This is a genomic window from Paractinoplanes globisporus DSM 43857 (assembly GCF_000379645.1).
GTDB classification, from domain to species: domain Bacteria; phylum Actinomycetota; class Actinomycetes; order Mycobacteriales; family Micromonosporaceae; genus Actinoplanes; species Actinoplanes globisporus.
On the sequence record NZ_KB903317.1, the window covers coordinates 226,240 to 252,989 of the forward strand.

General features: G+C 69.9%; 21 protein-coding genes and 1 tRNA gene. 15 read left to right on the plus strand and 7 right to left on the minus strand.

All coding sequences use genetic code 11. The features are described 5' to 3' along the window. Positions 1-22: 22 nt before the first annotated feature. On the minus strand, positions 23-2,038 hold the full coding sequence (locus A3CQ_RS0131005) for an AAA family ATPase (protein WP_245577390.1): 2,016 nt from the start codon (positions 2,036-2,038) through the stop codon (positions 23-25). 431 nt (positions 2,039-2,469) lie between these two features. Here A3CQ_RS0131005 and A3CQ_RS57855 point away from each other — a divergent pair, with 431 nt between their 5' ends. Next, complete coding sequence (locus A3CQ_RS57855; RefSeq protein ID WP_051115398.1) at positions 2,470-5,523, plus strand: EAL domain-containing protein; 3,054 nt, start codon at positions 2,470-2,472, stop codon at positions 5,521-5,523. A gap of 9 nt (positions 5,524-5,532) precedes the next feature. On the opposite strand, the gene A3CQ_RS54725 is transcribed toward A3CQ_RS57855, so the two are convergent. Together A3CQ_RS54725 and A3CQ_RS0131020 are read right to left on the minus strand one after the other, a co-directional pair. Next, on the minus strand, positions 5,533-6,561 hold the full coding sequence (locus tag A3CQ_RS54725) for an MFS transporter (RefSeq protein WP_085944341.1): 1,029 nt from the start codon (positions 6,559-6,561) through the stop codon (positions 5,533-5,535). Between the two features lie 81 nt (positions 6,562-6,642). Next, the gene (locus A3CQ_RS0131020) at positions 6,643-7,023 is read right to left on the minus strand and encodes a nuclear transport factor 2 family protein (RefSeq protein ID WP_020514850.1); all 381 of its coding nucleotides are present in this window, start codon (positions 7,021-7,023) and stop codon (positions 6,643-6,645) included. Between the two features lie 141 nt (positions 7,024-7,164). Here A3CQ_RS0131020 and A3CQ_RS54730 point away from each other — a divergent pair, with 141 nt between their 5' ends. The 3 genes from A3CQ_RS54730 (at position 7,165) to A3CQ_RS0131035 (ending at position 12,729) form a co-directional block, all read left to right on the plus strand. Then, entirely contained in the window at positions 7,165-7,593 is a 429-nt protein-coding gene (locus tag A3CQ_RS54730) for an OsmC family protein (protein ID WP_245577392.1), read from the plus strand. Positions 7,594-7,800: 207 nt separating this feature from the next. Beyond that, entirely contained in the window at positions 7,801-10,194 is a 2,394-nt protein-coding gene (locus A3CQ_RS0131030) for a galactose oxidase-like domain-containing protein (RefSeq protein ID WP_020514852.1), read from the plus strand. Positions 10,195-10,227: 33 nt separating this feature from the next. After that, the gene (locus A3CQ_RS0131035; protein WP_020514853.1) at positions 10,228-12,729 is read left to right on the plus strand and encodes a hypothetical protein; all 2,502 of its coding nucleotides are present in this window, start codon (positions 10,228-10,230) and stop codon (positions 12,727-12,729) included. Between the two features lie 136 nt (positions 12,730-12,865). Here A3CQ_RS0131035 and A3CQ_RS61180 read toward each other — a convergent pair whose 3' ends face one another. Beyond that, positions 12,866-13,024, minus strand: coding sequence for a hypothetical protein (locus A3CQ_RS61180; protein WP_020514854.1), 159 nt, complete (start codon positions 13,022-13,024; stop codon positions 12,866-12,868). Between A3CQ_RS61180 and A3CQ_RS54735 the strand changes: the two genes are divergently transcribed. From A3CQ_RS54735 to A3CQ_RS0131075, 7 genes are all read left to right on the plus strand, one after another. Next, positions 13,023-13,601 (plus strand): RNA polymerase sigma factor, encoded by a 579-nt coding sequence (locus A3CQ_RS54735; protein WP_020514855.1) that lies wholly within the window; start codon positions 13,023-13,025, stop codon positions 13,599-13,601. The genes A3CQ_RS61180 and A3CQ_RS54735 overlap by 2 nt on opposite strands. Positions 13,602-13,679: 78 nt before the next feature. Continuing rightward, a complete protein-coding gene (locus A3CQ_RS0131050; RefSeq protein WP_020514856.1) occupies positions 13,680-16,547 on the plus strand; it encodes an AfsR/SARP family transcriptional regulator in 2,868 nt (955 codons plus the stop codon). A 201-nt stretch (positions 16,548-16,748) separates the two neighbouring features. Further along, positions 16,749-17,171, plus strand: coding sequence for a hypothetical protein (locus A3CQ_RS0131055; RefSeq protein WP_020514857.1), 423 nt, complete (start codon positions 16,749-16,751; stop codon positions 17,169-17,171). After that, entirely contained in the window at positions 17,168-19,039 is a 1,872-nt protein-coding gene (locus A3CQ_RS0131060; RefSeq protein WP_020514858.1) for a RiPP maturation radical SAM C-methyltransferase, read from the plus strand. Before A3CQ_RS0131055 ends, A3CQ_RS0131060 begins: the two co-directional genes overlap by 4 nt. A gap of 127 nt (positions 19,040-19,166) precedes the next feature. Further along, complete coding sequence (locus tag A3CQ_RS57860; RefSeq protein WP_020514859.1) at positions 19,167-20,582, plus strand: FHA domain-containing protein; 1,416 nt, start codon at positions 19,167-19,169, stop codon at positions 20,580-20,582. Positions 20,583-21,099: 517 nt separating this feature from the next. Then, positions 21,100-21,306, plus strand: a complete 207-nt coding sequence (locus A3CQ_RS0131070) for a hypothetical protein (RefSeq protein ID WP_157296564.1) — start codon at positions 21,100-21,102, stop codon at positions 21,304-21,306. Positions 21,307-21,399: 93 nt separating this feature from the next. Next, positions 21,400-22,566, plus strand: a complete 1,167-nt coding sequence (locus tag A3CQ_RS0131075; protein WP_157296566.1) for a TolB-like translocation protein — start codon at positions 21,400-21,402, stop codon at positions 22,564-22,566. Between the two features lie 106 nt (positions 22,567-22,672). On the opposite strand, the gene A3CQ_RS0131080 is transcribed toward A3CQ_RS0131075, so the two are convergent. Continuing rightward, positions 22,673-22,747, minus strand: a tRNA-Val gene (locus A3CQ_RS0131080). Between the two features lie 52 nt (positions 22,748-22,799). Next, positions 22,800-23,201: a TIGR02611 family protein gene (locus A3CQ_RS0131085; protein ID WP_020514862.1), complete on the minus strand. Its 402-nt coding sequence runs from the start codon at positions 23,199-23,201 to the stop codon at positions 22,800-22,802. A gap of 276 nt (positions 23,202-23,477) precedes the next feature. Between A3CQ_RS0131085 and A3CQ_RS0131090 the strand changes: the two genes are divergently transcribed. The 4 genes from A3CQ_RS0131090 to A3CQ_RS59505 all read left to right on the plus strand — a co-directional run bounded on the left by A3CQ_RS0131090 (position 23,478) and on the right by A3CQ_RS59505 (position 25,767). After that, complete coding sequence (locus A3CQ_RS0131090; protein ID WP_020514863.1) at positions 23,478-23,909, plus strand: SsgA family sporulation/cell division regulator; 432 nt, start codon at positions 23,478-23,480, stop codon at positions 23,907-23,909. Positions 23,910-24,110: 201 nt separating this feature from the next. Next, positions 24,111-24,968, plus strand: coding sequence for a helix-turn-helix domain-containing protein (locus tag A3CQ_RS54745; RefSeq protein WP_084699302.1), 858 nt, complete (start codon positions 24,111-24,113; stop codon positions 24,966-24,968). A 102-nt stretch (positions 24,969-25,070) separates the two neighbouring features. Further along, positions 25,071-25,526, plus strand: a complete 456-nt coding sequence (locus A3CQ_RS0131100) for an RrF2 family transcriptional regulator (RefSeq protein ID WP_020514865.1) — start codon at positions 25,071-25,073, stop codon at positions 25,524-25,526. Positions 25,527-25,593: 67 nt separating this feature from the next. After that, positions 25,594-25,767 (plus strand): hypothetical protein, encoded by a 174-nt coding sequence (locus A3CQ_RS59505; RefSeq protein WP_020514866.1) that lies wholly within the window; start codon positions 25,594-25,596, stop codon positions 25,765-25,767. Here A3CQ_RS59505 and A3CQ_RS0131110 read toward each other — a convergent pair whose 3' ends face one another. Continuing rightward, entirely contained in the window at positions 25,768-26,649 is an 882-nt protein-coding gene (locus tag A3CQ_RS0131110; protein WP_020514867.1) for a hypothetical protein, read from the minus strand. Positions 26,650-26,750 lie beyond the last annotated feature (101 nt).

A 26,750-nucleotide genomic window follows, 5' to 3' on the forward strand; every position in this document is an offset into this window, starting at 1 on the left:
CGTTCTCCAGGTCAGTCGGTGCTCAATTCCTGCTCACTTCGTCGGTCAGGCCCGCGGTGCCGATCTCCATCGCCCACAGCAGCTCGGTCACCTGCTCCACCGCCCGCGCGAGGTTCCGCCGATAGGTGCTGAACGGCAGGCCGAGGACCTCGGCCGCGGCTTCCTGGTTCGGGGCTGCCCGGACGAACGTCCGATTCAACACGGCCCGGAGCTGGTCGCCCTTCGGCGTGCCGGCGAGCCGGTCGACCGCCGCCACGATGCTCGCGCGCACCTCCCCGGCGTCCGCGCCGAGCCGGCTGCCGGCGAGCGGGCAATCGGCGAGCCGGTCGGGGCGATGGAGGTTCTGCAACGCCGACCGTACGGCGTCACCGAACGCCGCCCGGCTCAACGGCGGCGGACGCAGCGCCGACTCCGGTGGAGGTCCCGTGCCGCCCTGATGCTCGCGTTCGTTCATCAGGTCGAGCCAGGCGTCGACCGGGAAACGGCGCCAATCCATCCCGTACGCGACGTGGGGCCGCCCGGCGACGGTGACCTCGACGAGCGGCCGGAAGCCGAGATAGTCGAAGAACGGTCCCCAGTACTCAGGGTCGATCGACACCACGAACGACCACGCGACCGCTTCGGTGCACCAGGTCATGATCGAGGTGACCGAGCCGGCCAGCAACGCGTACTTGTCCCGCTGTGCGTCGCGGACACCGGACCAGAACCGGCCGATGTCGACGCGCTCGCCGGGACGTGTCGGCGCGGTCCGGGCGACGTACTCGAGGATCGCCCGAACGACGGGATCGCGGTCCTCCATCGGCGAACCACAAGGGCAGAAGACGCCGTACGCGAAACCGACGACGCCCTCCTCCGTGCGCACCACGTTCAGATGGTCCGGCTCGTCGGCGAACCACCCCTCGGCCACCGCCGCGCTCACCCGGCCCTCGCCACGTTCGATCAACGCCAGGATCGGGGCGTACTCCTCGGGCCGGGCCGGCACGACCGCGGCCGTGCCCTGGCTCCGCAAGGTGAAATACGCGTCGGTGAGAGGGCTGCGCCGGTGGAGGTACGCCAGTTGCTGGGCGAGCAGTTGCCGATCCAGGCCGGCCGTGGCCCGGATGCCGGCGACCACATGGTCATGGATGATCCGGTGCAGCGACCGGTACCGCTCCGGCGAACGGCGCTCGAACTCCGCCTCGAGGACCTCCCGGGTGAGATCGTGCGGGGTCAGCCCGCCGGGCCGGCAATGCACGAACGGGCGGCGCCGCAGCCATCCCCACACCTCGGCCGCGTCCTCGCCGACCGTCTTGCGAAGCAGGTCCTCCGTCGTCAGCCAGGCCCGCGCGCACGTCGCCAGGCCGGTCATGTGAGCCTCGGAGGGCGCGTCCCGCAGCAGCGACTCGAGCAGCACCGAGATGAGATCGGGCACCTCGGCCAGGCTCGCCGGGACGGCGCCGCCGCCGGCCACGTCGGCCAGCAGCGCGAGCGTCAGCGGGTGGCCGCGGCCCAGCATCAACAGCCGCTGCCGAACCGGCTCGGTGACGCCGGCCCGGGCGAGCAACTCCGCGCTGTCGGTCTCGTCGAGGTGGTCGACATGATGGATGGCGACCAACTGCCGCCAGCCCGGGTCCACCCGCCAGGCCGCCGACGGGGGCTCACGCCCGGCGAGGACCACGAGGCCGTTCGCCGGCAGGCCCGGAATGAACTCCCGGCGCAGCCAGCCGTCGATGGCACCCAGATGCTCGTACGAGTCGACCAGCAGCAGCGTGCCTCGATCGTCGGCGGCCCGCGTGGCCGCCTGGCGGAAGCCCTCCGGCGACGGGTCGATCTCTCTCCCGTCCAGCAGCGCGGGAACCCGGCCGACGGCTCGAGCCCGGGCGAACATCTCCAGGAGCAGCGTGGTCTTGCCGATGCCACCCGGACCGTGCACGAACAGCACCCGCCGCGGCGACCGCCCGGCCAGCGCGTCGCCGAACGCCCGCAGCTCCTCACGGCGACCGACGAAGTTGCGCCGCCGCGCTCGCTCGATGACGTCACCGATCACGGTAGTCACCACCGTCCCAGTCTCGACCTCGCGGACGGAATGGACCAGCACCCGTCACCGGACCGACAGTCGCCAGATGTCGCCGCGGACATCGTCGCGTCGGTGGCGCGGGCCAACCTGAATCGGACGTCCTCTCAGCCAGGCGTCGTGGCGCGATGGCGCAGGTAGGCGAGCACGGCCAGCACCGTGCGGTCCGTCGAGCTCGTTGACCCGGGTGACCAGGGCGTTCGCCAGTGACGGCGGACAGCCGGGCAACGCCCTGCCGGTCTTTCGTGCCGCTGTCGTTTGGCAGAGGCCCGCCCCGACGCCAGGCGAAGCCGGCTGGACCCGCTGGTATCACGCGTACCAGCGGTCACCAGCCGATGGCGACGATCCGCATTCGGCTGAGGCACCGGCGGCGTGGTCTTAATCTTGAGAGCGTCCGCTCGGCGCCGGAGGTGCTCGTGGAGAAGCACGGCCCGGTTGTGGGGGTTCTCGCGACCTCGTTCGGGGGCCCGTACTTCGGCGGGCTGCTGGACGGGATCAAGACCGGCGTGGCGTCGCAGGGCGGTCGGCTGATCGCGATACAGACGCTCGACGCCGGCACGTTCAACACCGACTTCGCGGAGCCGCCGGCGTACGGCCATCGGGTGGCGTGGAAGTACATCGACGGCTTCATCACCATTCTCACCGGGGCGAGCCCGGGCTATCTGCGCGCGGCCCAGGAATCCGGCCGGCCGGTCGCGGTCATCAGCGACGACCCCGAGGGCGTGAGCTGCCCGACCGTCGGACCGGACAACCGGCACGGAACCTCCGCCGCGGTCCGGCACCTGATCGAGCACGGGCACACCAGGATCGCCTTCGCCGGGCATCTCGACCAGGTGGACGTCGCCGAGCGCTACGAGGCCTACCGGGCAACGCTGCTCGCGCACGGTATCGCCGTGGACGACCGCCTGTTCTTCGACACCGGCAGCATGCAGGAGAGCGGGGGCGAGAGGGCGGCCCGCGCGATGCTGGCCGCCGAACTGCCGTCGACGGCGGTGGTGACCGGAAACGACCAGAACGCCTTCGGCCTGATCCGGGTGCTCGGCGAGGTGGGCTGCGACCTGCCCGGCGACCAGGCGGTGATCGGTTTCGACGACCAGCCGGGCAGTGCGTCGATGATTCCGAGCCTGACCACGGTCCGGCAGCCGCTCGCCGAGATCGGCGGGACGGCCGCACGACTGGTCCTGCGGATGCTGAACGGCGAGCCGGTGCCGAACGGGCGAGATCGGCTCGCGACCACGCTGGTGGTGCGGGAGTCGTGCGGCTGCCCGGGCCCGCTGGCTCTGTCCTCGGGACGGATCGGGGACGACACCGCCGACGCCGGCCGGTTGCTGGCCGAGATCCGCGCGGCGGTGGACCGCGACGCGCCGACCTGGTCGTCCGGCGCCCACACCGCGGATCTGGAGCTGTCGGTCAAGAGCCTCGCCTCGGCGCTCACCGACGCCGCCGCCGGCTCGCGGACGCCGGCCGGCACGGAACTGCGCCGGCTCCTGCTGCCGGTCGCGCGGCGACTGGAGAACTACGAGGTGGCGGTGGCCGTGATGCGGTTGATCCGCGACTACGGCCGGGCCGTGCAGACCGCCGCGGGCGCTGACACCGCGGTCCACCGCCGGGTCGAGGATGTGGTCTACCAGGTGTTCGCCGTGCTCGCTCAGGCACAGTCCTCGTTCCAGGTGGCGCACGGCAGGTCCACCATGTCCGCCCTGGGCACCCAGTACTCGGTCAGCATGCAGTTGTTGCGCAGCCAGGAACGGGATCCCCGCTCGCTGGACTGGTTGCGGATCACCGACATCCGGGGTGGCTGCCTCGGCCTGTGGCCGTGCGAGCCGGACCGCCGCGACGGGTTCCTGGACGTCATCGCGACCTTCGACCGCCGGGCCGGCGCAGCCGTCCGGGGCAGCGGCCGGGTCGAGATCGAGCAGTTCCCGCCGGCCGAGGTGATCGACCTGGCCGACTCCGCGACGGACGACATGATCTACGTCGCTCATCTCAAGGTCGACAACGGCGACTGGGGCATGCTCGCCCTGGTCGGGCCGATCCAGGCCGGTCTGGCCGAGGGCCGCGAGACGATGAACCAGTGGGCGGCGCTGCTGAGCGTGGCGCTGGAGCACGACGCAGTTCTTCAGACGCTGCGCGAGCAGGAGGAGGTGCTGCGCCGGGCGGCCCTCTACGACGACCTCACCGGGCTGCCGAACCGCAGCCACTTCCGGGACCGGCTGATGCTGGCGATGGACCGCGCCACGTGCCGGGGCGGGCTCGGCTACGCGGTGCTGCTGCTCGACCTGGACGGTTTCAAGCTGGTCAACGACAGCCTCGGGCACGAGGCCGGCGACCGGCTGCTGCGGGAGGTGGCCGGCCGGCTCACGGTGGAGCTGCGTGCCAACGAGGTCGCCGCCCGCTTGGGCGGCGACGAATTCGCCGTCCTGATCGAAGACGTCGCCGGGCCGCAGGCGCCGATCGTGCTCGCCGAGCGCCTGCAGGCCGCCGTGTCCGCCCCCTGCCACGTGGCCGACACCGACGTCGCCGTCACCGCCAGCATCGGCATTGCGCTCGGAACGGACAACTACACCGACACCCAGGCAGTGATGCGGGACGCCGACGCGGCCATGTACTACGCCAAGAGCAGCGGCAAGCGGACGTATGCCCTGTTCACGCCCTCGATGCACACCTCGGCCATGGACCGGCTGCGCCTCGACGCCGAGCTGCGCCACGCCATCGACAACGACCAACTGGAACTGTTCTATCAGCCGATCCTGGCGCTGGGCACCGGCCAGGTCACCGGGGTCGAGGCACTGCTGCGCTGGCGGCATCCGACTCGCGGGCTGCTCGTGCCGCCGGTGTTCCTGCCGATCGCCGAGGAGAGCGACCTCGGCGTACGGATCGGCACCTGGGTGCTGCGCACGGCGTGTCGGCAGGTCGCGCAGTGGTGCCGGGAACCGGGTCGCGAGCAGTTCCGGATGAGCGTGAACGTATCGAACCGGCAGTTCTGGCAGGGCCGGCTGATCGAGGACGTGATCAACTGCCTGGACGCATACGGGCTCGACCCCGGCTGCCTGGCCCTGGAGATCACCGAGGGCGTGATCATGCACGACGTGCGGCAGGCGACGCAGCTGCTGGCCGGCCTCAGCGAGATGGGCGTGGAGGTGCACATCGACGACTTCGGTACGGGCTACTCCTCGCTGGAGGCCCTGCACGACCTGCCCTTCGCCGCCCTCAAGATCGACCGTTCGTTCGTGTCCCGGATGACCACCAGCCCGCGCAGCCGCGAGCTCGTGCGCACCATCGTCACCATGGGACTCAACCTCGATCTACAGGTGATCGCCGAAGGCATCGAGACGAGCGAGGAGCTGGATCTCGTACGCCGGCTCGGTTGCACACACGGCCAGGGTTACCTGTATTCGCGGCCGGTGCCGTCGGACGAGTGCACCAAGTACCTGGCCGAGCAGCGCGAGACCACGGTCGGCCACCGCTGACGATCCCGTTCACTCACCGTGCCGGCGTTGCCCCATTGCCTCGCTACGCGGGTTGTGCGCGCCGACGATGGTGAACAGGGTGGCGACGAGGGCGAGTGCGCCGTATCCGATGGCGATCTGCGGGAGCGAGAAGGTGTCGGAGAGTTGGCCGGCGATGAGGGCGGGGATCGTCGCGCCGCTGTAGCTCAGCAGGTAGATGACGCTGAAGATCGGTGCCCGGTCGGCCACGGTGTTGCCGTGCAGTAGCCCGCGGGTGGCGGCGCTGATGGCGACGCCTTGAGAGGCGCCCGCGACGATGGTCGCGGCGATGAACAGCACTAGTGTGCCGGTGGCGATCGCTGTGACGAGGCCGATCATTCCGGTCAGGAAGCCGAGCATGCCGACGCGTTGGGCCGTCGCGGGTGCGAACAGGCCGCCGGCGGGAGCGCCGAGGACGCTCGGACCCATGTAGGCGGCGAACACGAGTCCGACGATGAGCGGGCTGCTGGTTTGCAGTTGATCTTCGACCAGTGCGGGCACGAACGCTTGGTAGAAGGCCCCGGCCGCCCAGGTGGCCAGGAACACCGCTGCCGCGACCGGGAGCAGGCCCCTGACCTGTGCCGGCACGTAGACCCGAGGTCGCAGCGATCGCCGAGCACCCGGCATCCGAGTCACGGTCTCCGGACTGACGGCAATCAGAGCGACCGACAGGAGCAGGAGGCCGATGACAACCAGGAAGATGAGCTGGCGCGGCCAGGGACCGAACTGGACCAGGGCGCCGGAGCCGACGGCGCCGGCGGCAAGGCCGAGCATGATCATCTGACTGGAAGCGACCGAGGCCAACCAGGCCGGCCTGTCCGGTGCCGCGTCGACGACGTACGCCGTGAGGCTGCTACTGGCGAGCCCCGCGCCAAGGCCCATCAGCAACCGACCGGCGATCAGGATTCCGACGTCGTGCACGTTCGCCAGCAGCACGCAGCCCAGCAGAATCAGGACCAGGCTGGCGATCGAGGTGGGGCGCCGGCCCACATGACCGGACAGGCGCCCCAGCACCAACAGGGTGGCAGCCGGAGCGTTCTGTCCCGGTCGGCCACGTTGGTCACTGGTGCCGTGTTGAGCATCGCGTTGCGCCTTTCGGTGTCAGGCGCCAGGAGCGATCGCACAGGCGGAGACGCAGACCCAGGTGCCCTCACGCTTCTGATACACGTCCGTGTACAGGGCTTCCTGCTCCGTGCCGTCCGCAACCATGGTGTACGTGGCGCGGCCGTGGATCAGGGCAACGTCGCCGAGGATGCGGATCCTGGACTCGCGCAGTGCTAGATCCTTGAAGGGCCGGGGCTTGGCGATGTATTCGAGGTACTCCTCGCGGTTGCGGGTGACGCCCGGAGTTTGCACGACGAAGTCCTCAGCGAGCAGTTCGCTGAAGCGCTTGGCGTCGCTGGCCTGGTCCGCGTCGTTGTAGTCGAGGTTGAGCTGTTCGAGGATCGCCAGGTCCTCGGCCGACTGCTTGATGTCGCTCACTTCTCCTGCTCCTTCTGTTCGTTCGCCATGAACTGGACTATATAGTCCCCTGCGAAGCCTCAGACAAGAGGTCCCGGCGTACAGCTGGAACAAGAGTGGACTATATCGTCCATCTAGCGAATCTACAGGAAGGCGCGGTTGATGGAAATTGATCGGGATCGTGTGGTCGCATCCGCCCGAGCGGTGCTTCCGGCCATTGAGCGCCGGCGCACGGACATGACGACCCGCGGCTTCACCTTCGTCGCCGATGAACCGCACAACGGCGCGGTCGGCGAAGGCCCGACGCCGACGGAGTACCTGTTGATGGCGCTCGCGTCGTGCACTGCGCAGACGCTGCGGCAGTACGTCGACTACAAGTACGACGACGCCGGTGACATCACCGTCGAGATCAACTATCACGAACCCCGGCAGGAAGGTGCGGAGCGTTACCTACAGCGCACGATCACGCTGAGCGAAGAACCCGACCCCGACGACTTGAAGGTGATGCATGACATCGCCGAGAAGTCCCCGGTGACCCTGCTGATTCAGTTCGCATGGAGCGTGCGGACCGAGTTCGTCGGGCCGCGCTGAGATCAGGCGGCTTGGTGTCCGATGCACGACGCGGCGTAGCTTCCCCCTCGTGCCGGTGGGGCGGGTAACGTCTTCCCGGTACGCCCCACGTGGACCGCGCACTAGACCACGACCCATATTCGGCCACCGCATGCCGTCCCGCCTCGCCCTTGAAACGGTGATGCGCGTCTGGCCGTGGGCTTTGCCGTGTGGTGTGGAGGCGGACTCATGGACACTGACTTCACTGCTGTTCCGGATTGGTTTTCTCTCGAGAACGCCGGCGCCGGCATCGCCGTCACGGACCTCACCGGTGACGGTCGTCCCGATCTGGTTGTGCTCATGATCGACGACCCGCCCGGCCAGAACGCCGGGTACTTCCGGATCGGCATGGGCGCCGACAACGCGGGCTCGGTGGGTGCGTGGACGCCCTGGATCGCCGTACCGGATTGGAATCCCTGGCTCAACGAGGGCGCCGGCGTCGCGGTCGCGGATGTCAGCGGGACCGGGCAGCCGGACCTCATCGTCTTCATGGTCGACGCGGTGCCGGATGGCCCCAACGCCGGCTACTACCGGATCGGCTGGGACCTTCAGCCGACCGGTCAGGTCAGCGGCTGGTCGCCGTGGATGGCGGTGCCGGACTGGTTTCCCTGGGTGAACGCCGGCGCGGACATCGCGGTCGCGGACGTCGACGGCGATGGACGGCTCGACCTCGTGGTCCTCATGGTGGACGCGCCGGCCGGCCGCAACCAGGGCTACTACCGCAGCGGCCCGCTGAGCCCGGACGGCACCGTGGCCGCCTGGCGCGAATGGGTGGCCGTCCCGGATTGGTACTTCTGGGAGAACCAGGGCGCCGGCATCGCGGTCGCCGATCTGGACGGCGACGGCACACCCGAGCTGCTGGTGCTGGCCGTGGACAGCCCGCCCGGTCAGAACGGCGGGTACTACAGCGTCGGGTGGCGGCTCGAGGCGGGCCGGCCGGCCGACGGCTGGGGCCCGTGGCAACCGATCCCGGACTGGCGCTTCTGGGAGGGGCAGGATGCCGCGGTCGCGGTGGCGGCCCTCGGCGCCGCCGGGATGCCCCACCTCGTCGTCCTCACGGTCGACAGCCCGCCGGGCGCCAACGACGGCTGGTACCGGGTGCTGGACGTCATGACCGACCTCGAGATGGCTCCGCGGATGGGGGTCTGGCGGCTGCTGGAGAACGACGCCCAGGTCAACCCGGTGCATGCGGCGCTGTTGTCGACCGGCAGCGTGCTGTTCTTCTCCGGATCCGGCAACGATCCGGATCGGCACGGCGGCGGGCAGTACCCGACGACGGTCTGGCACTATCCGCGACCGGCGTACAGCAACCCGGCCTCCCCGGCCGACCTGTTCTGTTGCGGCCACGCGTTCCTGCCCGACGGACGCCTGCTGGCCAGCGGCGGCACCGAGCGGTACGACCCGTTCTTCGGCCTGCGGCAGGCGGTCACCTTCGACCCACAGGCCGGCCCTCCCGATCCGGCGAGCCCGACCGGGACGACCGGCGCGTGGACGGTCGAGCCGGACATGAGCGGCGGCCGGTGGTACCCGACGCTCGTCGCGCTGCCGGACGGGCGCGTCCTTGCCGTATCGGGGCTCGACGACGACAGCCAGCTGAACGTCTTCCCGGACGTCTACGCCGACGGCGCGGGCTGGACCCAGCGGGCGCAATCACCGTCGAACTGGCCGATGTACGGCCACCTGTTCCTGCTCGCCGACGGGCGCCTGTATTACAGCGGCGGCCAGTACGGCGGCAACAACGGCGTACGTCCTAGTGTCTGGGATCTGGCCGGGAACACGACGGCCGACGTCAAGGGCATCCTCGTCGACGCCGGCCGGCGCAACCAGTCCGCCAGTGTCCTGCTGCCGCCGGCGCAGGACCAGCGCGTGCTGCTGATGGGCGGCGGTCCGGCCGACATGCACGACCAGACCGGCGCGACCGCCACCACGGCGATCACCGACCTGTCGGCCCCGGGGCCGACCGTGACGACGGCGGCGCCGATGGCGATGCGCCGCATGCATCTGTGCGCCACGCTCCTGCCCGACCGCACCGTGCTGGTCAACGGTGGATCGATGATGGAGGAGAGCGCCGCCGACGCTGCCCTGGAGGCCGAGCTGTACCGGCCCGACGCCCGCGGCGGCCCGGGGACCTGGGTCATGGCCGCCACCTCGCGGGTGCCGCGGCTCTACCATTCGGTGGCTCTGCTCATGCCCGACGGCAAGGTCATCACCACCGGCTCGAATCCCGCCCGGAAAACCGAGGAACTGCGGATAGAGGTGTTCTGGCCGCCGTACCTGTTCGCCGGTCGACGCCCGGTGTGCACGCCGGTCGGCACCGAGCTGCAGTACGGCGAATCGGTGCCGGCCACCGTGCCCGACCCGGGAGAGGTCGCCTCCGCGGCGCTGATGAGACCCGGCGCCACGACGCACTCGATGGACGGCGAACAGCGGCTCGTCGATCTTCCGTACCAGATCACCGGCCCGGACCAGATCACGTTGCGGCTGCCCGGTTCCCCCGCCCTGGCGCCGCCCGGCTGGTACATGGTCTTCGTGGTGAACACCACCGGGGTGCCGTCCGAGGCGGCCTGGGTCCACCTCAGCTGAACCGCACGACACTCGACGAACGGACGGTGACCCGTGGCCGCACAGCCGTACGAGACGATGTTCTACGAGGTTATGTGGCGTACCTGGGCGCGCGGCGTCCCGTACCCGATGCCGTGGTGGCTCCAGTCCTATTTCCGGGACTGGCCCGGTGACGACGGCGGGATGTTCCCCACCAAGCAGGCGGCGCTCGCCTCCAACGCGCTCTACCGGTACTGGAACATGGTCGGGGTCAAGGACGCCCACCAGGAAAGCCTGGTCGGTCAGGCCGGTGAGGTCGAGCCCGTGTACGAGCGGTTCGCGGTGACGTTCTTCCTCATCGTCGACGGCACGCTGCACCTGCCGCAGCTCACATCGGCCGGCGCGCCGGCGCCCGCGCTCGAGCAGCACCGCCAGGACGGATACCTGCCGGTGGTCGTGACGACCTATCACCCGCCGGCCGCGGTCAGCGTCGAGCAACGCACCCTCAGCACCGTGGTGGGACGGCAGAACCATGTCGCCGTCCTCAATCGGCTCGTCGTGCGCCCCTCCGGACCCGGAGGCCGTACGGGACAGCTCGGTGTCGCCGTCGTGCCGGTCAAGCCGAGCGGCTTCACCCGGTACGGCAAGAGCGGCGAGGCACTGCAGACATCGCAGCTGTCGTTCCTGCGGTATCTCAAGGCCGAAGGGAGGCTGGAGACGAACACCGGCGCCGGGCCGGTCTTCGCCACCGCGCCGGCGTCCTTCGGCCTCTACGGCAACGACGACGGCGTCGACAATGCCGACCACTACCTCGCGGTGAGCCCGTTCGTCGAGCTCGCCGCCGGGCGTGCGCTCAACGGCAGCGAGCAGGCCCGCGATGCCCGGGCCGGATTGTGCAGCGCGGCGTTCCTGTGGCCGTTCGACGTCACCAGCGGCCAGGAGTTCACGCTCGACCTCTGGCTTCCGGTGGATGACTTCCGCGACGCGAGCGACTTCGCCGACCTCACCGCGCAGCCGGCCGGCGCGTTCGAGGCGGCCAACGCCGCCTTCTGGCGGCAGAAGCTGGACCGGAGCGGCATGCAGGCCACGTTGCCGCCGGTGGTGCGGCACCTGTGGCAGCAGTACCGGTCCTGCCGCGCCGACCTGCTCATCCTCGCCGACGACGGGGCGATCCATCCGGGTCCGACGATCTATGACTCGTTCTGGATCCGAGACTCGAGCGTGGAGGCCGTCGCCTGCAGCCTGGCCGGCGACGACGGCCTCGCCGGCGCTCAGCTCGGCCGGCACCACCTCGAGGTCTTCCAGACCGGGACCGGCCGGATCGGGCCGGCGAGCGCCTACGGCTTCTTCGGCGGGGAGCACGAGCGCGACGCCCAGGAGTGGGATGCCAACGGCGAGGCGCTCTGGGCGTTCGGCCGGTTCGACCGGATCCAGGGATCGGCCGCGGCGTTCGGCGCCAAGGTGTACTGGCCCTACGTGCTGCAGGGCGCACGCTGGATCAGGGACAATCGCAGCGCCGACGGCATCATGCTGAGCGGCTGGAGCGCCGAGCACATCGGCGACCGCAACCAGCCGCACTACTGGGACGACCTGTGGTCCCTGGCCGGGCTCTACGAGGCCGCCCGGATCGCCGAGCGCATCGGCGCGGCCGAGGTCGCGGAGCTCTGGGCGGCCTTCGACTCGTTGAAGGCGGCCACCGCGGCCTCCGTCCGGTGGGTCCTCACCCAGCAACGCAACGAAGGGCAATGGGAGACGTACGTGCCGAGCGGGCCGGGCGGCGACCGCGGCCTCTACTCCACGATCATCGGCGCGGCCGCCTACTTCCATCCGACCCGGCTGTACTACGGGGCGAAGCTCGGCGACGACCTCGACCTCGCGTTCCGCCTGACCCTGGACACGATATGGTCGCACTTCGTCCAGGGCGGCTTCCGGCACGACAAGTCCTGGCAGGCGTACGGCCCGTATCTGACGTTGCAGTTGGCACACGCCTTCCTGCTGATCGGCGACCTCGACCGGATGGACGCGCTGCTCGGATGGGCCATCGGTAACGCCGCGTACGCCAAGGTCAGCCGGGAACCCGGGGCCGCCGATCAGTGGCAGGTGACCACCGGCACCTGGAACGAGCAGCACGCCTACCCGGTGGCGAGCGACTTCACCGAGATGCCGTTCCGTGTGTGGTACATGGGCGACATGCCGCACGGCTGGGCGGCGGCCGAGTTCATGCTGCTGCTGCGCGAGATGCTGTTCTTCGAGGCGGGCGAGGACGATGCCCGCGAGCTGTACGTCGCGCCCGGCGTCCTGCCCCGATGGCTGCGCGGCGACGGCGGCCACTCGGTCACCGTCGCCGACGCGGCCACCACGTACGGCACGCCGTTCGGGTACACGCTGAATCACGACGAGGCAAACCGGACCGTCCGCATCGACATCACCCAGCCGGTCCCCGGGGTCACCTACGTCTACCCGTGCCGGCTGGGAATCGTGACCGATGCCGCCGCCGATGGCGTCGCGGTGCCGGCGGAAGGCGGTGACGTTCGCCTGCCGGCCGGCACCCGCCGCGCCGAGATCCGGTACCGATAGCGCGGCGATCAGATCGTGACGGTGGGAGCGGTGCGCCCGCGCGACGCCATCGAGATCCGGGAACAACCGCAGCGTGTTGATACCCATGAGGTCCAGATCCGACAGTGCCCGGCGGAGGTGAACGTCCCACTCGACCTCAGCGGACGAGGCTGCCGGTCGCCGAAGTGACGGTCCGCTCCAGGCCGCGGTCCAGCGCGGACTCCAGCGACTCCTCCAGCACGCCCGGCAAGACTCCTGTCAGGTATCCGATCCGGCGAAGGTTCCGGATCGGGACGCTGATCAGGAGGACAGACATGTATCAGACTTCCGACACCATCCAGATCGTCACCTGGGCGATGGCCGGCGATCAGCGGGCCTGGGCTGAACTCGTGCGCCGGCACCGACCACGATTAACAGCGATCGCGGCCGGTTACCGGCTCAGCGGGGCGGACACCGAGGACGCCATCCAGATGACCTGGTTGAGCCTCGTCCAGCACGTCGGCAGCTTGCGCTCGCCCGACCAGGTGGGCGCCTGGCTGAGCACCACGATGCGGCGCTGCTGCCTGCGCGTCGTCCAGCGCCGTCGGTGGGAGTCGCTGACCGACGACGCGGAGCCGGCCACCAGCGACAATGCCGGCGCCGTGGTGGAGATGCTCATGCGGGCCGAACGCGGCCGCCAGCTCTGGAACGCGGTCGAGCGTCTCCCTGAGCGCCAGGCCCAGTTGATGCGTGCCCTCTTCGACGATCAGGAGCGCTCCTATCAGGAGATCGCTTCGGCACTGTCGATGCCGGTTGGGGCGATCGGGCCGGTTCGCGGGCGAGCTCTGCGACGGCTCGGGCAGCTTCTCGAGGAATCCGGCACCTCGCGCCAAGATCTGCGACTTTCGGCGTGATCTGCCCGCTCTAAATTCACTGCGGTCTCTCAGCCGGCCGGGCTAACTTGAAGAGAGTGCTCGGCCGGGAGGCAGGCGATGGGCGGGCAGAGCGAGCAGGTGGTGCGGTTCGAGGTGCTGGGTCCGCTCCGGGCCACGCGCGGTGGTGTCGCGCTCAATCTCGGGCCGGTGCAACAGCAGGTGGTCCTGGCCGTCCTGCTTCTGCACGCGAACCGCGCCGTCGGCCGCGACGAGCTGATCACCGGGGTGTGGGGCGCACAGATTCCGACGTACGCCGTGAATCTGGTGCAGAAACATGTTTCCGCTCTGCGCCACGTGCTGGCGTCGAGTCCGTCCACGCGGCAGCTGGCCGAGCTGGTGTGGACGCGGGCGGGCTACCAGCTGTCGCTTCCCGAGAGGGCGCTCGACCTGGAGCTGTTCGAATGGCACGCCGAGCAGGCTCGCCAGGCTCGGCTCCGCGGCGATCTCCAGGCCACCGACGAAGAGCTGCGAGCGGCAATGCGGTTGTGGCGAGGGCCACTCTGCGACGGCCTGGTGAGCCCCCTGGTCGAGTCGGAACGGGAGCGACTGGCCGAGCGGCATCTGGGAATCTGGGAAAAGCGGCTCGAGGTCGATCTGGCACAGAGCCGCCATGCCGAGGTGATCAGTGAACTGCGGCAGCTGGCCGGCCGGTTCCCGCTTCGCGAGCGGCTCCACGAGCTGTTGATGCTCGCCCTCTACCGATCAGGACGGCGGGCCGAGGCCCTGGCCGTCTTCCGCGACGCCCGGCGCCGCCTGAAGGACGAGCTGGGAATCGAGCCGTCCACGCCCCTGCAACAACTGCAACAGCAGGTCCTCACCGGCGACCCCGCCCTCGAGCCGGCCGCCGCCGACGACGGGCCGGGCGCCACGGTCAACGAGCCGCGCCCGACGCTCCCCAGCCAGCTGCCGCACGGCCTGGCCGGTTTCGCCGGCCGGCGGGCCGAGCTCAACCAGCTGCACCGGACGCTCCTCGAGGACCCTCGCAACGAGGGCGACGAACCCGTAGTGATCACGGCCATCGACGGCACGGCCGGAGTCGGCAAGACCGCGCTGGCATTGCAATGGGCCCATCGCATCCGCGACCGCTATCCCGACGGACAGCTGTACATCAATCTGCGAGGGTTCGACCGCAGCGGGGCGGCGATGGAGCCGGGCGAGGCGATCCGGGCGTTCCTGGACGCGTTCGGAGTGCCCCACCAGCGGATCCCGATCGGTCTGGAGGCTCAGGCGGCGTTGTACCGGAGCCTCCTGGCCGGTAAGCGGGTGCTGGTCGTTCTCGACAACGCGCGGGACGCCGAGCAGGTCCGCCCGTTGTTGCCCGGCTCACCCGGCTGTCTCGCCGTGGTGACCAGCCGGAACCGCCTGCACAGCCTGGTCGTCACCGAGGGCGCGCACACCGTCTCGGTCGGGCTGCTCGCCATGGCCGAGGCGCGGGAACTGCTGATCGCCCGTCTCGGCCGATCCCGGGTCGCGGCCGAACCGGCGGCCGCCGACGAGATCATCGCGTCCTGCGCCCGGTTGCCGCTCGCCCTCGCCATCGTGGCCGCGCGAGCGGCGACACGGCCGCAGTTCCCGCTCTCCGGGCTGGCCGACCAGTTGCGCGAGACCCGAGATCGCCTGGACGCGTTCGACGACGACTCCGACGTCGCGGGCGATGTCCGGGCCGTGTTCTCGTGGTCGTACCGTGCCCTGTCCGACCCGGCTGCTCGGCTGTTCCGGCTGCTCGGCCTCCACCCCGGTCCGCACGTGACCGTCGCGGCGGCGGCCAGCGCGGCCGGTCGGCCGCGACGCGACGCCGGTCGGGCACTGTCCGAGCTGACGCGGGCCAACATGATCGGGGAGCCTGGGCCCGGCCGGTTCGTCTTCCACGACCTGCTTCGGGTGTACGCCGGCGAGCTGGCCCTGGAGCAGGAAAGCGAAGACGATCGCCGCGCCGCCGTCCAGCGGATGCTCGACCACCACCTGCACACCGCCCACTGCGCCGATCGGCTCCTCAACCCGCACCGTGACCCGCTCCCGTTGAACGAGCCGCCGTCCGGCGTGACAACCGAGGGCCTGGCCGACCACGAGCGGGCGCTGGCGTGGTTCGCGGCCGAGCATCCGGCGTTGTTGTCCGCGACCGACCTCGCGTCGGCCTCGGGGTTCGATCGCCACGCCTGGCAACTGCCGTGGAGCATGGCGACGTTCTTCGACCGCCGCGGTCACTGGCACGACCAGGTCGCCATCCAGCACGTCGCGCTCGCGGCCATGCAGCGTGTGGCCGAGCCCGCGTTCGCCGCCCAGGCGCATCTCTGCCTCGCGCGCGCCTACTCGACGCTGGGACGCTATGGCGACGCTCATGCTCATCTGAATCAGGCCACGACCGCGTACGAGAGGACCGGCGACCCGGTCGGGCGGGGCCACGCCGACCTCACCCTCGCGCGGGTGCTCTACCGGCAGGGACGGCACGCCGAGGCGCTGAACCACGCCGAGGAGGCATTGGAGCTCTATCGGAGCCGGTTGCACCGAGCGGGGCAGGCGGCGGCCCTCAACGCCATCGGCTGGTTCTGCGCACTGCTGAACGATCACGAAAAGGCTCTCGTCTACTGCGAGGAGGCGCTGGCCCTCCACGCTCACCTCGGCGATGCCTACGGCGAGGCGGCCGCGTGGGACAGCCTCGGGTACGCGCACAGTCACCTCTTCCACAACGAGCGGGCGGTCCGCTGTTACCTCCACGCCACCGATCTGTGGCGCCGCCTCGGTGACCGCTTCAACGAGGCCGACACCCTGGGACGTCTCGGCGACACGTTCCAGGCCATGGGCGCCACCACCGAGGCCCGCGCGGCCTGGCAGCAGGCACAGGACATCTTCGAGGACCTGCACCACCCGGAGGCCGACGAGATCCGATCGAAGCTCAGCCGGGCCACCGCCGTCACGTGCGCCTGACGGAAACCAGACATTGACGGTCGCGTGGCCGGCGTGCACCGTGGTGAAAGGCGCGTGCAAAACCGATTTCCACCTCCACGCAAATGCTGCGACGCGGGGTCACGGGGTGTCGTCGTCGCAGGAACGGGGCAGGCTGTCCGACCGCTTGCCTATCCGCCGACATGTCGCAGTGCGTCGCAGTACCGAGCCCCGGAGGTCGCCGTGACCGACCCGTCCAAGAACCCCGACCCGCTCGTGCGGCTGAGCGAAAAGCTCACCGAGTTCCAGGACGAGCTCGACCCGCAGGAGGCTGCTCTACTTTCCGGCCTCCTCGGGATCGCGGCCGACGCGATAAGCCCGTCCGGCGACGGACCCGGCCATACCGACCTCGTGACGCGCGTAAACGGCATCAAATCGGCCACCATGGAGCAGGGCGACACGCCGCCGCAGCTCGGCCGTGATCTATTGCGCCAGTTCACCTCGGCGTTCACCGCCGATCCAGAATCTCCGGGCCCGACCCGGGCGATCATCATTCCGGGCCCGCCGCCGACCCCGCCGCCGACCCCGCCGCCCACCCCACCGCGAGGCGCCCAAGAGGCGACGCCACGGACGTCGGCCGCTCCCCTGATCAGGATCATTCCTTGACCCCGGCCGGCACTCCGCCGGCACGGCCGAAGGCCGCCGTCGTCGTGTCGATGCCCTTCATGGACATCGACCGGCCGTCCATTCAGCTGGGGATTCTCGCCTCCGTGGCCCGGCAGCACGGGTTCGAGGTCCGCACGCTGCACGCCAACCTGGACTTCGCGGCACGGATCGGCGCCGACTGCTACCGGCTGCTGTCGGAGCACCGCGGCCGGATGCTGGGCGAGTGGCTGTTCTCGGTCGATGCCTTCGGCGCCGCCGCGCCGGACCCGGACGGCCGTCTGCTGACGGAGTTCGCCGGCGATCTCGGGTACCTCGGCCCGTCGCCCGAGCACATTCGGCGAACCATGCTCGCCATCCGGGACCAGGACGTCCCCGCCTACCTGTCCGCGCTGATCGACGCGTTCCCCTGGCACGAGATCGGCGTGGTCGGCTTCACCTCGACCTATCAGCAGACCATGGCGTCGTTCGCGCTGGCCCGGCGTCTGAAACAGCGGTACCCGGCAATCGTGACCGTCTTCGGCGGCGCCAACTTCGACGGCGAGATGGGACCCGAGCTGGTACGGACGGTCGAGTGCATCGACTACGCCGTGATCGGTGAGGGGGATGTGGCTTTTCCGCTGCTGCTGTCCGCGCTCGCCGGCGGCACGGGCGCCGGCACGGTTCCCGGTGTCGCCAGCCGGAACGGCGACGGGGTCGTGATCACACAGCCCGCTCCCCCGCTGCCCGGCCTCGACGGTCCGGCGCCCGACTACGACGAGTACTTCGAACGGGCGGAACAGCTCGGCGTACTGCCCCGTACCGGGCATCGGGAGGCGTGGATCCCGTTCGAGTCGGCCCGGGGCTGCTGGTGGGGAGCCAAACATCACTGCACGTTCTGCGGGCTGAACGGCACGACGATGCGGTTTCGCGCGAAGCCGGCCGCGCGCGTGATCGACGAGCTCGCCGGACATGCGCGGCGATACCGCGGCTTCCGGTTCCAGGCCGTCGACAACATCCTCGACATGAGCTACCTGACCACGGTGTTGCCGGAGCTCGTCGCGAGCGGCGCGGACTACGAGATCTTCTACGAGGTGAAGGCGAACCTGACTCGCGCGCAACTGCGCCTGATGGCCCAAGCCGGTGTCAGCCACATTCAGCCCGGGGTGGAGTCGCTCAGCTCACACGTGCTCCAGCTCATGCGCAAGGGCGTACGCGCCGCGCAGAACGTCAATCTGCTGAAGTGGGCGCGGTACTACGGTATCGACGCCGGATGGAACATCCTCTGGGGCTTCCCGGACGAGACCGAGGCCGACTACGCCGAGCAGGTCGCCGCGATACCGCACCTGAGGCACCTGCCGCCGCCGGCGACCGTCACCCGGGTGTGGATGGAGCGCTTCAGCCCGTTGTACACCGGGGCGGACACGCTGCCGTTGCGCCGGACCGGCCCGGAGGCCAGCTACCGGTACGTCTACCCGGAGGACGTCGACCTCGATCGCGTCGCCTATTTCTTCGAGTACGAGCTTGACGAGCCTCTGCCGGACACCGTGTACCGCTCTCTCGACGCCGCCGTCGGCGAATGGCGTGCGGCCTGGCAATCCAGCCCGCCACCGGCCCTGACCTCGTGGTGGGCGCCGGGATTCCTGCAGATCCACGACAGCCGGGGCCCCGGGCCGACCGGCACCTACACGTTCACCGGCCCACTCGCCGAGATCTACCGGGCGTGCGGCGACCGTCCGCGGACCGCCGCCGGGGTCCGCGATGAGCTTCGGCTGGACCTCGCGGTCGAGGAGATCGACGAAATCTTCACCGAGTTCGGCCGGCGGGGCCTGATGTTCCTCGACGGAACGCTGGCGGTCGCGCTGGCGTTGCCGGCGGTTCCGGCGCGCTAGCCGTCCCGTTGCCGTGATCGGTCCGCGCCCGTCGGTACGGAACTGACCCGGGGCGGCTACCGACCGTGTATCACCGGCGCCGGCCGCTGGCTCTGCACCTCGAAGACCCCGTCGGTTGGGAGAGGCGATGTTTCCAGGACCCTCGGGCGGCTCGGATACGTCCAGCGCCCAGACAGCGATCCACCACCGTGCCGCCACGCTCACCGTGATCGCGCCGTCCGCCGTGGCCGGACGTACGGTGGCGGTCGACGCCGGCGGCACGGTCATCGGCCGCGACGCGAGCTGCCAGCTCGCGCTTCCCGGTGACCAGGTCAGCCGGCGCCACGCGATCGTGCGGCCGCGTGACGGCAAGTACGTGATCGAGGACTTCGGATCGACGAACGGCACGCGCGTCAACGGTGAACCGGTGTCGGGCGTCCACCCACTTCACCATGGTGACCGCCTTTCCTTCGCCGACGTGGAGATCGAGTTCCACCTCGGAGATCCGCAACCGGTACCGGCCGCGCCGGTCCCCCGTTCCCTGCGGCACGAGTTGCACGAGGCCCCGGGCTTCTCGATCCCGGCCCTGCTGGTGGCCGTCGGCGGATCTGTCGTCGGCACCGTTCTGACCGGAGCTTTCGGCACCGGCCCGTGGGGGACGCTGGCCGGCGCCGCCGTCGGGCCGGTGGTCAGCACGGCCTTCTCGACCAGGCGGACCGGCGAGAAGGGCCGGGTCCGCGGCACGGCGATCGCCGTCCTGAGCCTGACCGCCCTGCTCATCACCTGGCTCGGGGTCTCCGTCACCGACGCCGCCGCCGGCACGTCGGTGATCCCCGGCACCGACCACCGGTCCAGCACCTTCCCGGGAAACCTCGCCGCGGACGGCGATACCGGAACGAAGACGGACAAGCCCAGCACGACGCCGCCGTCCAAACCGCCGGTCAAGCCCTCGCCGCCGGCTCAGCTCAACGCCGTGCAGTGCGGGAGCGTTGCCGTCGGGGCGGAGAAAATCTGCCCGTCCGGCACGATCAGCTACCACGGGAAGGACAGGCTGCACATCACCGGCATCGAGGTCACCGGCCCGGACTCGGACGACTTCACGCCGGGCGTGGACTGCGTGGACACCTGGCTCAATCCGGGCGAGATCTGCCAGATCGTCGTCCGGTTCCGCCCCTCCGCCGCCGGGGAGAGGCACGCGACCCTGATCGTGCACCAGAACCTTCCGAAGCCGGACCGCGGGACGAGGGCCCAGTTGACCGGCACCGGCACGGACACCGGTGGAACAACCGACTCCGAGATCTGCCAGACGGGCTTCGTCTGGCGCGACGCCTTCGACGGCGATCACGTGTGCGTCTTTCCCGCGGTTCACGACCAGGCCCAGAACGACAACGCGCTCGCCGGCGCCCGGCGCAACCCGGACGGCGGACCGTACGGCCCGGACACCTGCCTCGACGGCTTCGTGTGGCGGGAAGCGGTCCCGAGCGACCACGTCTGCGTCACCGTGGACACCCGCACGCAGACGAGAACGGACAACCAGTTGGCGAGCAGCCGCCGTACCGGCTGACGAGCCGCGGCTGTTCGCGTCCGAGCCCCCGTGGGCCCTGATCGACCCAGGCGCGCATCAGCTCAACCGCGAGCCAGCAGCGCCGACCAACACTGGTCGATCATGACCGTCAACGCCGTGACCGCCTGCTGCCGGTCCACCTCCGACAACGGCGCGGTCCCCCACGGCCAGGCGGGGAACGCGTGCCCGGGCTTTGCTCTGCTTACCTATACGTACCGACGTCGAGCGAGCGTTCACTTTTGGTACGTATAGGTGAGCAGAGCAAAGCGCACCCCACGCTATCCGGTTCTGCCGCCGACGGTGCTCGGTGGGCGGCGGGTCCGTGGCCTCGGACGTTTTGTGACAGTAAGGCCATGGTTGATATGGGGGTATTCGAGCCTTACCAACCTGAGCCGAGGGAACGACAGATTCCGGCCGAGACGGTGCGTGTCCGCGACGGCGGCTCGGCTGACGTACCGGCCTGCCTCGACCTGGTCGAACGCGTGCTCAAACTCGATCGAGTGCCATAGGAGCGAAGTTGACGGCGAGCGTGACCGACCCGCAGCGCATGCTGCATGTCGCGGACGACGCTGGGCGGATCGCCGGATACGCACGCTTCACCTACTGGACTCGCCCACCGGACGCGACGGCCAACGCAGCGCCGTACCGGCGCCATGCCACCCTCGGATTCGTGGAGGTGAGACGCGACTTCTGGTTCCCGGAATTGACCTTCGACAACCCGTGATGCTGAAGGTTTCAGGCCGTCGTAGGTGTAAGTGCGGACCTCGCTGCCTGGTCGGGGAACCCATCGGCCTGGTCGCGGTGTCATCGTGATGTGGTGGTACCGGATCGCGATCCCGAGCAGCCCGATGTTCTCGTATTCGGCGAGGCGCGGTCGGGCGGCGGCCCGGGCCGACTGCGGCTGCGCAAGCTTGGCCTGCCCGCCGTGCTCGCCGCCGCCGTGCTCGCCGCGGTGGTCGCATACGTGGCCGGCTCATCGGGTACGGTCGCCGCGCCCTCCGCGAGCCCGTCTCCGGTCGCGCCGTCACGCTCACCGCTACCCAGCCTCAGCTCGGATGCGCCCGAGGTGACGGAGCTGGGGCACCCGCTGCTGGGCGTCACCGCACCGTGGGAGCTGTTCGGCCTCGGCCCGGACGGGGTGGTCCGGATCGAACTGGCCCGGGGTCGGATCACCCGCACCGCCGTACCACCGGTGGACAGCAGCGGCCCGATCTCATTCTTGGCCGGACCCGGTACCGCGATCGTCCGTCCGCTGGACGCGGTGGCGGGTTACGCCGTACCGGACGGGCAGCGCGCCCGGACGCTGGCGGGCCCGCTGGGTGCCTTCGGCCCCGCGCTGCCCGGACCGGACCCAGCACACATGTGGGCGGTCGTGCAGTCCAACGGTCAGGTGCAGGCGATGCGCCTGATCGGCTTCGACGGGCGGCCGACCGCAGCGTCCATCGCCCTGCCGCCTACCAGCGGCGGGAACGCCGCGCCGGACGGCGCCGGCTACCTGGTGGTGTACGCGGCGGGAGGCACGTACGACCTGCGGCCCGGATCGATACGGCGGATCACCACGGGCCAGCTGCTCGCGATGGGTCCGACGGGCTGGTTGACGCTCGAATGTGATGACCAGCTGCGCTGCTTCACCGTGGCTGTCGACCGGAGCACCTGGGCACACCGCGTTCTCGGCCCGGCGATCTCGACCTCGGGACCGTCGGGGCTCATCTCCCCAGACGGACGGGCGGCCGCCATCGCGACCCAGAATTCCAGCGGCGCCAGTTCGGTCCACCTCATCGACATGTCCAACGGCAAGGACCGCGTGCTCGCCGTACCGGCGCGCGGGGATGGCGACGGCATGGCGTGGTCGCCGGACGGCCGCTGGCTGTTCGTCGCGGGCACGGACGCCCGCGTCCACGCGATCGACCCTACGGGCCGCGACCACGATCTCGGCGTACAGCTGCCCGTGCTGGACCAGCTCACCACTCGGACTGCACCGTGACGGGCTGCCCTCGCCGGCGGCCAAAGCCCGGCCGGGTCTGGTCATGTTCCGATTGGCCCATCGGGTGGCTTCGGTGATGTCGCGACCCTCGGACCTTGACCAAAGTTGGTGGGCGATACTGGGATCGAACCAGTGACCTCTCCGGTGTGAACGGAGCGCTCTCCCGCTGAGCTAATCGCCCTTGATGCGACACAGACTGTACTAGACCGGGTGGCCCAACGGCGAACAGGGGGTCACGCCAGCCAGTCGCGGATCTTCTCGATCAGGTCGATGCCGAAGCTGACGCGGACGGACGCCCAGACGATGGCGGCCACGAAGATCATGCCGAGGATGCCGAGGACGGCCCGGACGGGCAGGCTCTGCCGGCCTATCCAGCTGGTCCAGGCCTTGACGTTGCGCTTGGTGAACTCGAGCAGGTTTTTCGCCCATGCGAATTCGACCGCCCAGATGGCCAGCCCGAGGATCACGATCGCCCAGCCGGGGCCGGGGAACGGGATCAGGACGATGCCCAGGGCGATGACCAGCGCGCCGAGGACACCAATTCCGATCTTGAGGGCTAGGCGACCGGTCGGGTTGGCGCGAATCTTGTCCAAAACACCCATCGGTGCCCGATCCTCGTCCGCTTTCGTGCTCATTTCATCCCCCAGTGTCCCGGAGCCCCGTCACTACCCGGGAGGAATGGACGTTACCGGAGTAAGTCAACTGCTGGACCACCCGACGCCGGGCGGAACCGAGTACTTGGGCAGAACAGGACAAGATATCGCTTTACGTCTTGTGCGAAGAGCTTTTCGGAACCGTCTTCCCACTACTGGGTGAGATCAGCGTATGGCGGAGCGTAACGACAGGGATCACCTGAGTATGGGAAACGCGGGGTTCACCAGCCTCGCAGCGGTGCCGGGGGGAGTTCGTCCATGAGTACCATTCGTCCAACGACCGTCGAGGTCGAGACCTCGCTGCGGCTCGTAGCGCCTGACGCCACGGCTCTGCCCGTGCGCGCCAGTCTCCGCTACGACCCAGCGGACCCGTATGCGGTCCACGTGTTGTTCCATGCGGAATCAGCCGGTGGGGAAGCCGTGAGCTGGTCCTTCGCGCGTGAACTGCTCGTGACCGGGCTCGATGAGCCCGCGGGTATCGGCGACGTGCGGGTGTGGCCGTGGGCCACGCCCCGGGGGGATTTCGTCGCCTTGGCGCTGTCGTCTCCGGACGGCAACGCGCTGTTCGAAGTGCCCCGAAGTGTCCTCGTCCGGTTCCTCCGGCGCACCTATGTCGTGGTGCCGCGCGGCCGGGAATCCGAGCATCTTGATGTGGACGCGGCGGTGAACCGGTTGTTAGCGGGCCGATAGCCAGGCGGGTCGATAGCCAGGAAAGAAAGGACGACCCGCGCGGACACTGCCGGTCCGCGCGGGTCGTCCTTTTCCGTATGCCCATCTAGTAACCGAACAAATAAGTGATAACCGGACATTGACCGCGTTTTTCCGACACATTCCCGTCAACCTGCGTTTTGCCAGGTGCGCCGCAGGTCATCGACGGTTACCGTCGGCCCGATGACCTCTATCGGCGCGCATGTCGCGACACCTCTGATCCCGCCCGGGTGGGCGGGGGTGTCGACGTGCGCGCTGGCCGAGGTCGAGCCCGCCGGCCCGTGGCGGCCGCCCTATCACGCCCTGCTGTTGTCCACCGCGGGCCACGGCACGGTCGAGGTCGACTTCGCGCCGTGGACCTGCCGGCCGGGCACCCTTCTGTGGGTCCGCCCCGGTCAGGCGCTGCGCCTCGGCGGGAACGGGCTGTCCGCGTCCGTGGTCACCTTCGAGGCCCGGCTCGCCGGCGACCAGTTTCCCGAGCGGCCCGAGGCCCCGGCCCACTGGCAGCTCGAGGGCGAGGACGAGGACGCGGTGATCTCCGAGTTCTCCCAGCTGACCGTCGACTGCGAGCGGCACCGGGCCGGACCGATCGCCGCCGACCTGCTGCGCCACCAGCTGGCCGTGCTGCTGCTGCGGATAGCGCTGCTCACCCCGCCCCCGCCGCCGCTGGGCGCCGAGGGCCGCACGTTCGCCCGGTTCCGCCGCCGGCTCGAGTCCGGTCATCCGCGCAGCCGCCGGGTCGAGGACTACGCCGAGGAGATGGGCTGCTCGGTGCGCACGCTGACCCGGGCCAGCCTCGCCGTCACCGGCCGCACCGCCAAGCAGGTGGTCGACGATCGGGTGGCGCTGGAGGCCCGCCGGCTGCTCGCCTGCACCCCGATGTCGGTGGCCGAGGTCGGCCGGCACCTCGGCTTCCCCGAGCCGACGAACTTCGGCCGCTTCTTCCACCGCGAGGTCGGGATGAGCCCCGGCCAGTTCCGCGCCGAGACCGCGGTGAACGGCCGGAGCGGAATCCCCGCTCAGCGACAGCCCGCAGACTGAAAGCAGCGACCGAAAGCAGCGACCGCCCGCTGACTGAGCGTAATTCCCACAAAACCATGGGGTATGTGCGGCGTGTGTGCGCCGAGGGGGCATGATAGGTAGGTGCAGATCTCCGCGCGCGGCGACTACGCGGTCCGGGCCGCCCTCAGCTTGGCGCAGGCCTACCCGGCACTGATGTCCGCCCAGGCCATCGCTCAAGATCAGAACATGCCTCGTAAGTTCCTCGAGGCCGTGCTCGCCGACCTGCGTCGCGCGGGCGTGGTCCGGGCCCAGCGCGGCGCCGAGGGTGGCTACACGCTGTCACAGCCCCCGCGGGACGTGACGATCGGCCAGATCCTGCGCGCGGTCGACGGTCCGCTCGCCGGCGTGCGCGGCCTCCGTCCGGAAGAGACACAGTACGAGGGCGCCGCCGAAAACCTTCCCAACCTCTGGGTGGCCGTACGCGCCGCCGTCCGCGAGGTGGTCGACGAGGTGAGCCTGGCCGAGCTGATCAGTGGCCGGATGCCCGCGCACGTGCGCAAGCTGACGACGCGCCCCGACGCCTGGCAGCCTCGCTGACGTTTGTGGATCGATCCCATCGGGAATCGACATGCCCATCTGAAAGCCCCGACGAAGGGACCTACCGATGGGCCTCATGTTCCGCAGCCGCCGGAAGTTCGGCCCCCTCATCCTGAACTTCACGGAGAACGGCTTCTCGTCCTGGAGCATCAAGATCGGCCGCTGGTCGTGGAACTCCCGCGCCCGCGCGCACCGCGTGGACCTGCCCGGGCCGCTGTCCTGGAAGCAGGACAAGCGCTGATCAGGGCAGCCCGATCACGACGTCCCCGCCCAGCCGCCCACCCGGCGGTTGGCGGGTGACCGTCCCGGAGTCGGCGAGCGTGTGCAGCACCCGGGTGACGTCGGCCGCGCGATAGACGGTTTCGGTCAGCGCGAAGGTCCGCAGCTCGGTCACGGTCGCCGAGCCCACCCGTCCGAGATGGGCGAGGATCTCCCGGCGCAGCGGACCCGGGTGCGGCGAGAGCGAGATGTCGATCAGATGCCGCTCGGGGTCGCCCGGATCCCGATACCGCACGCCGGCGAACTCGTCGACCGCCCACAGCGTTTCCTTGAACCCCTCGAGGCTCTTGCCGGACATGGTCGCGAACGCCAGCAACTCCCCCGGCTCGTCCCCGGTCGCCAGTTCCACGGCGGTGAACAGCGGCCACCCCTCGCGGTAATCATCCACGGACACCCCGGGCGCCAGCGCCAGCAGCACCTCGGCCGGCTTCCCGGCGGTCAGGGCCCGCACGGTGGCCGGGCTCGGCGGCTCGCTCGCGCTTGCCGCATCCAAATAACCCAGCAGCGGTACGCGTTGAGCACCGGCCGCCGTCAACGCGACCGCGAGCATCTCGCCGGTGCCGCCGGAGACCGCGTGGACGTTCAGCGCGGCCAGTTCCGGAATCTTGGCGAGCCGCTCGGACACCGGTTTCACGTCGTCGCCGACGAGAAGCATGGACAGCTCGCGTCCGCGTACGAAATCGGATTGTTCCGCAAGCACCCGCGCGGCGGCCTCGGCCGACGCACCTTGATCGGCATCGGCGAAGCCGTGCATGTAGATCACCCGGCGGGCGCGGTGGAGCGCCGCCGGCGCCCACGCCTCCAGATGTCTGACCAGCAGTTCCCTCTTCACCGAGGCGATCACGGTGGCCCCCTCCGACGGCGATGGATCTGAGTTTCTCCATTGTTCTGGACGAGCCACACCGCCGGCAGGGTTGTACCCACGGTGTTCACACGAGCACTATG

Coding starts and splice junctions, on each gene's coding strand:
- A3CQ_RS54730 (WP_245577392.1), top strand. CDS start 7,165: ATGGAAATTGATCGGGATCGTGTGGTCGCATCCGCCCGAGCGGTGCTT.
- A3CQ_RS0131030 (WP_020514852.1), top strand. CDS start 7,801: ATGGACACTGACTTCACTGCTGTTCCGGATTGGTTTTCTCTCGAGAAC.
- A3CQ_RS54735 (WP_020514855.1), top strand. CDS start 13,023: ATGTATCAGACTTCCGACACCATCCAGATCGTCACCTGGGCGATGGCC.
- A3CQ_RS61180 (WP_020514854.1), bottom strand. CDS start 13,024: ATGTCTGTCCTCCTGATCAGCGTCCCGATCCGGAACCTTCGCCGGATC.
- A3CQ_RS0131050 (WP_020514856.1), top strand. CDS start 13,680: ATGGGCGGGCAGAGCGAGCAGGTGGTGCGGTTCGAGGTGCTGGGTCCG.
- A3CQ_RS57860 (WP_020514859.1), top strand. CDS start 19,167: ATGTTTCCAGGACCCTCGGGCGGCTCGGATACGTCCAGCGCCCAGACA.
- A3CQ_RS0131085 (WP_020514862.1), bottom strand. CDS start 23,201: ATGAGCACGAAAGCGGACGAGGATCGGGCACCGATGGGTGTTTTGGAC.
- A3CQ_RS0131090 (WP_020514863.1), top strand. CDS start 23,478: ATGAGTACCATTCGTCCAACGACCGTCGAGGTCGAGACCTCGCTGCGG.
- A3CQ_RS54745 (WP_084699302.1), top strand. CDS start 24,111: ATGACCTCTATCGGCGCGCATGTCGCGACACCTCTGATCCCGCCCGGG.
- A3CQ_RS59505 (WP_020514866.1), top strand. CDS start 25,594: ATGGGCCTCATGTTCCGCAGCCGCCGGAAGTTCGGCCCCCTCATCCTG.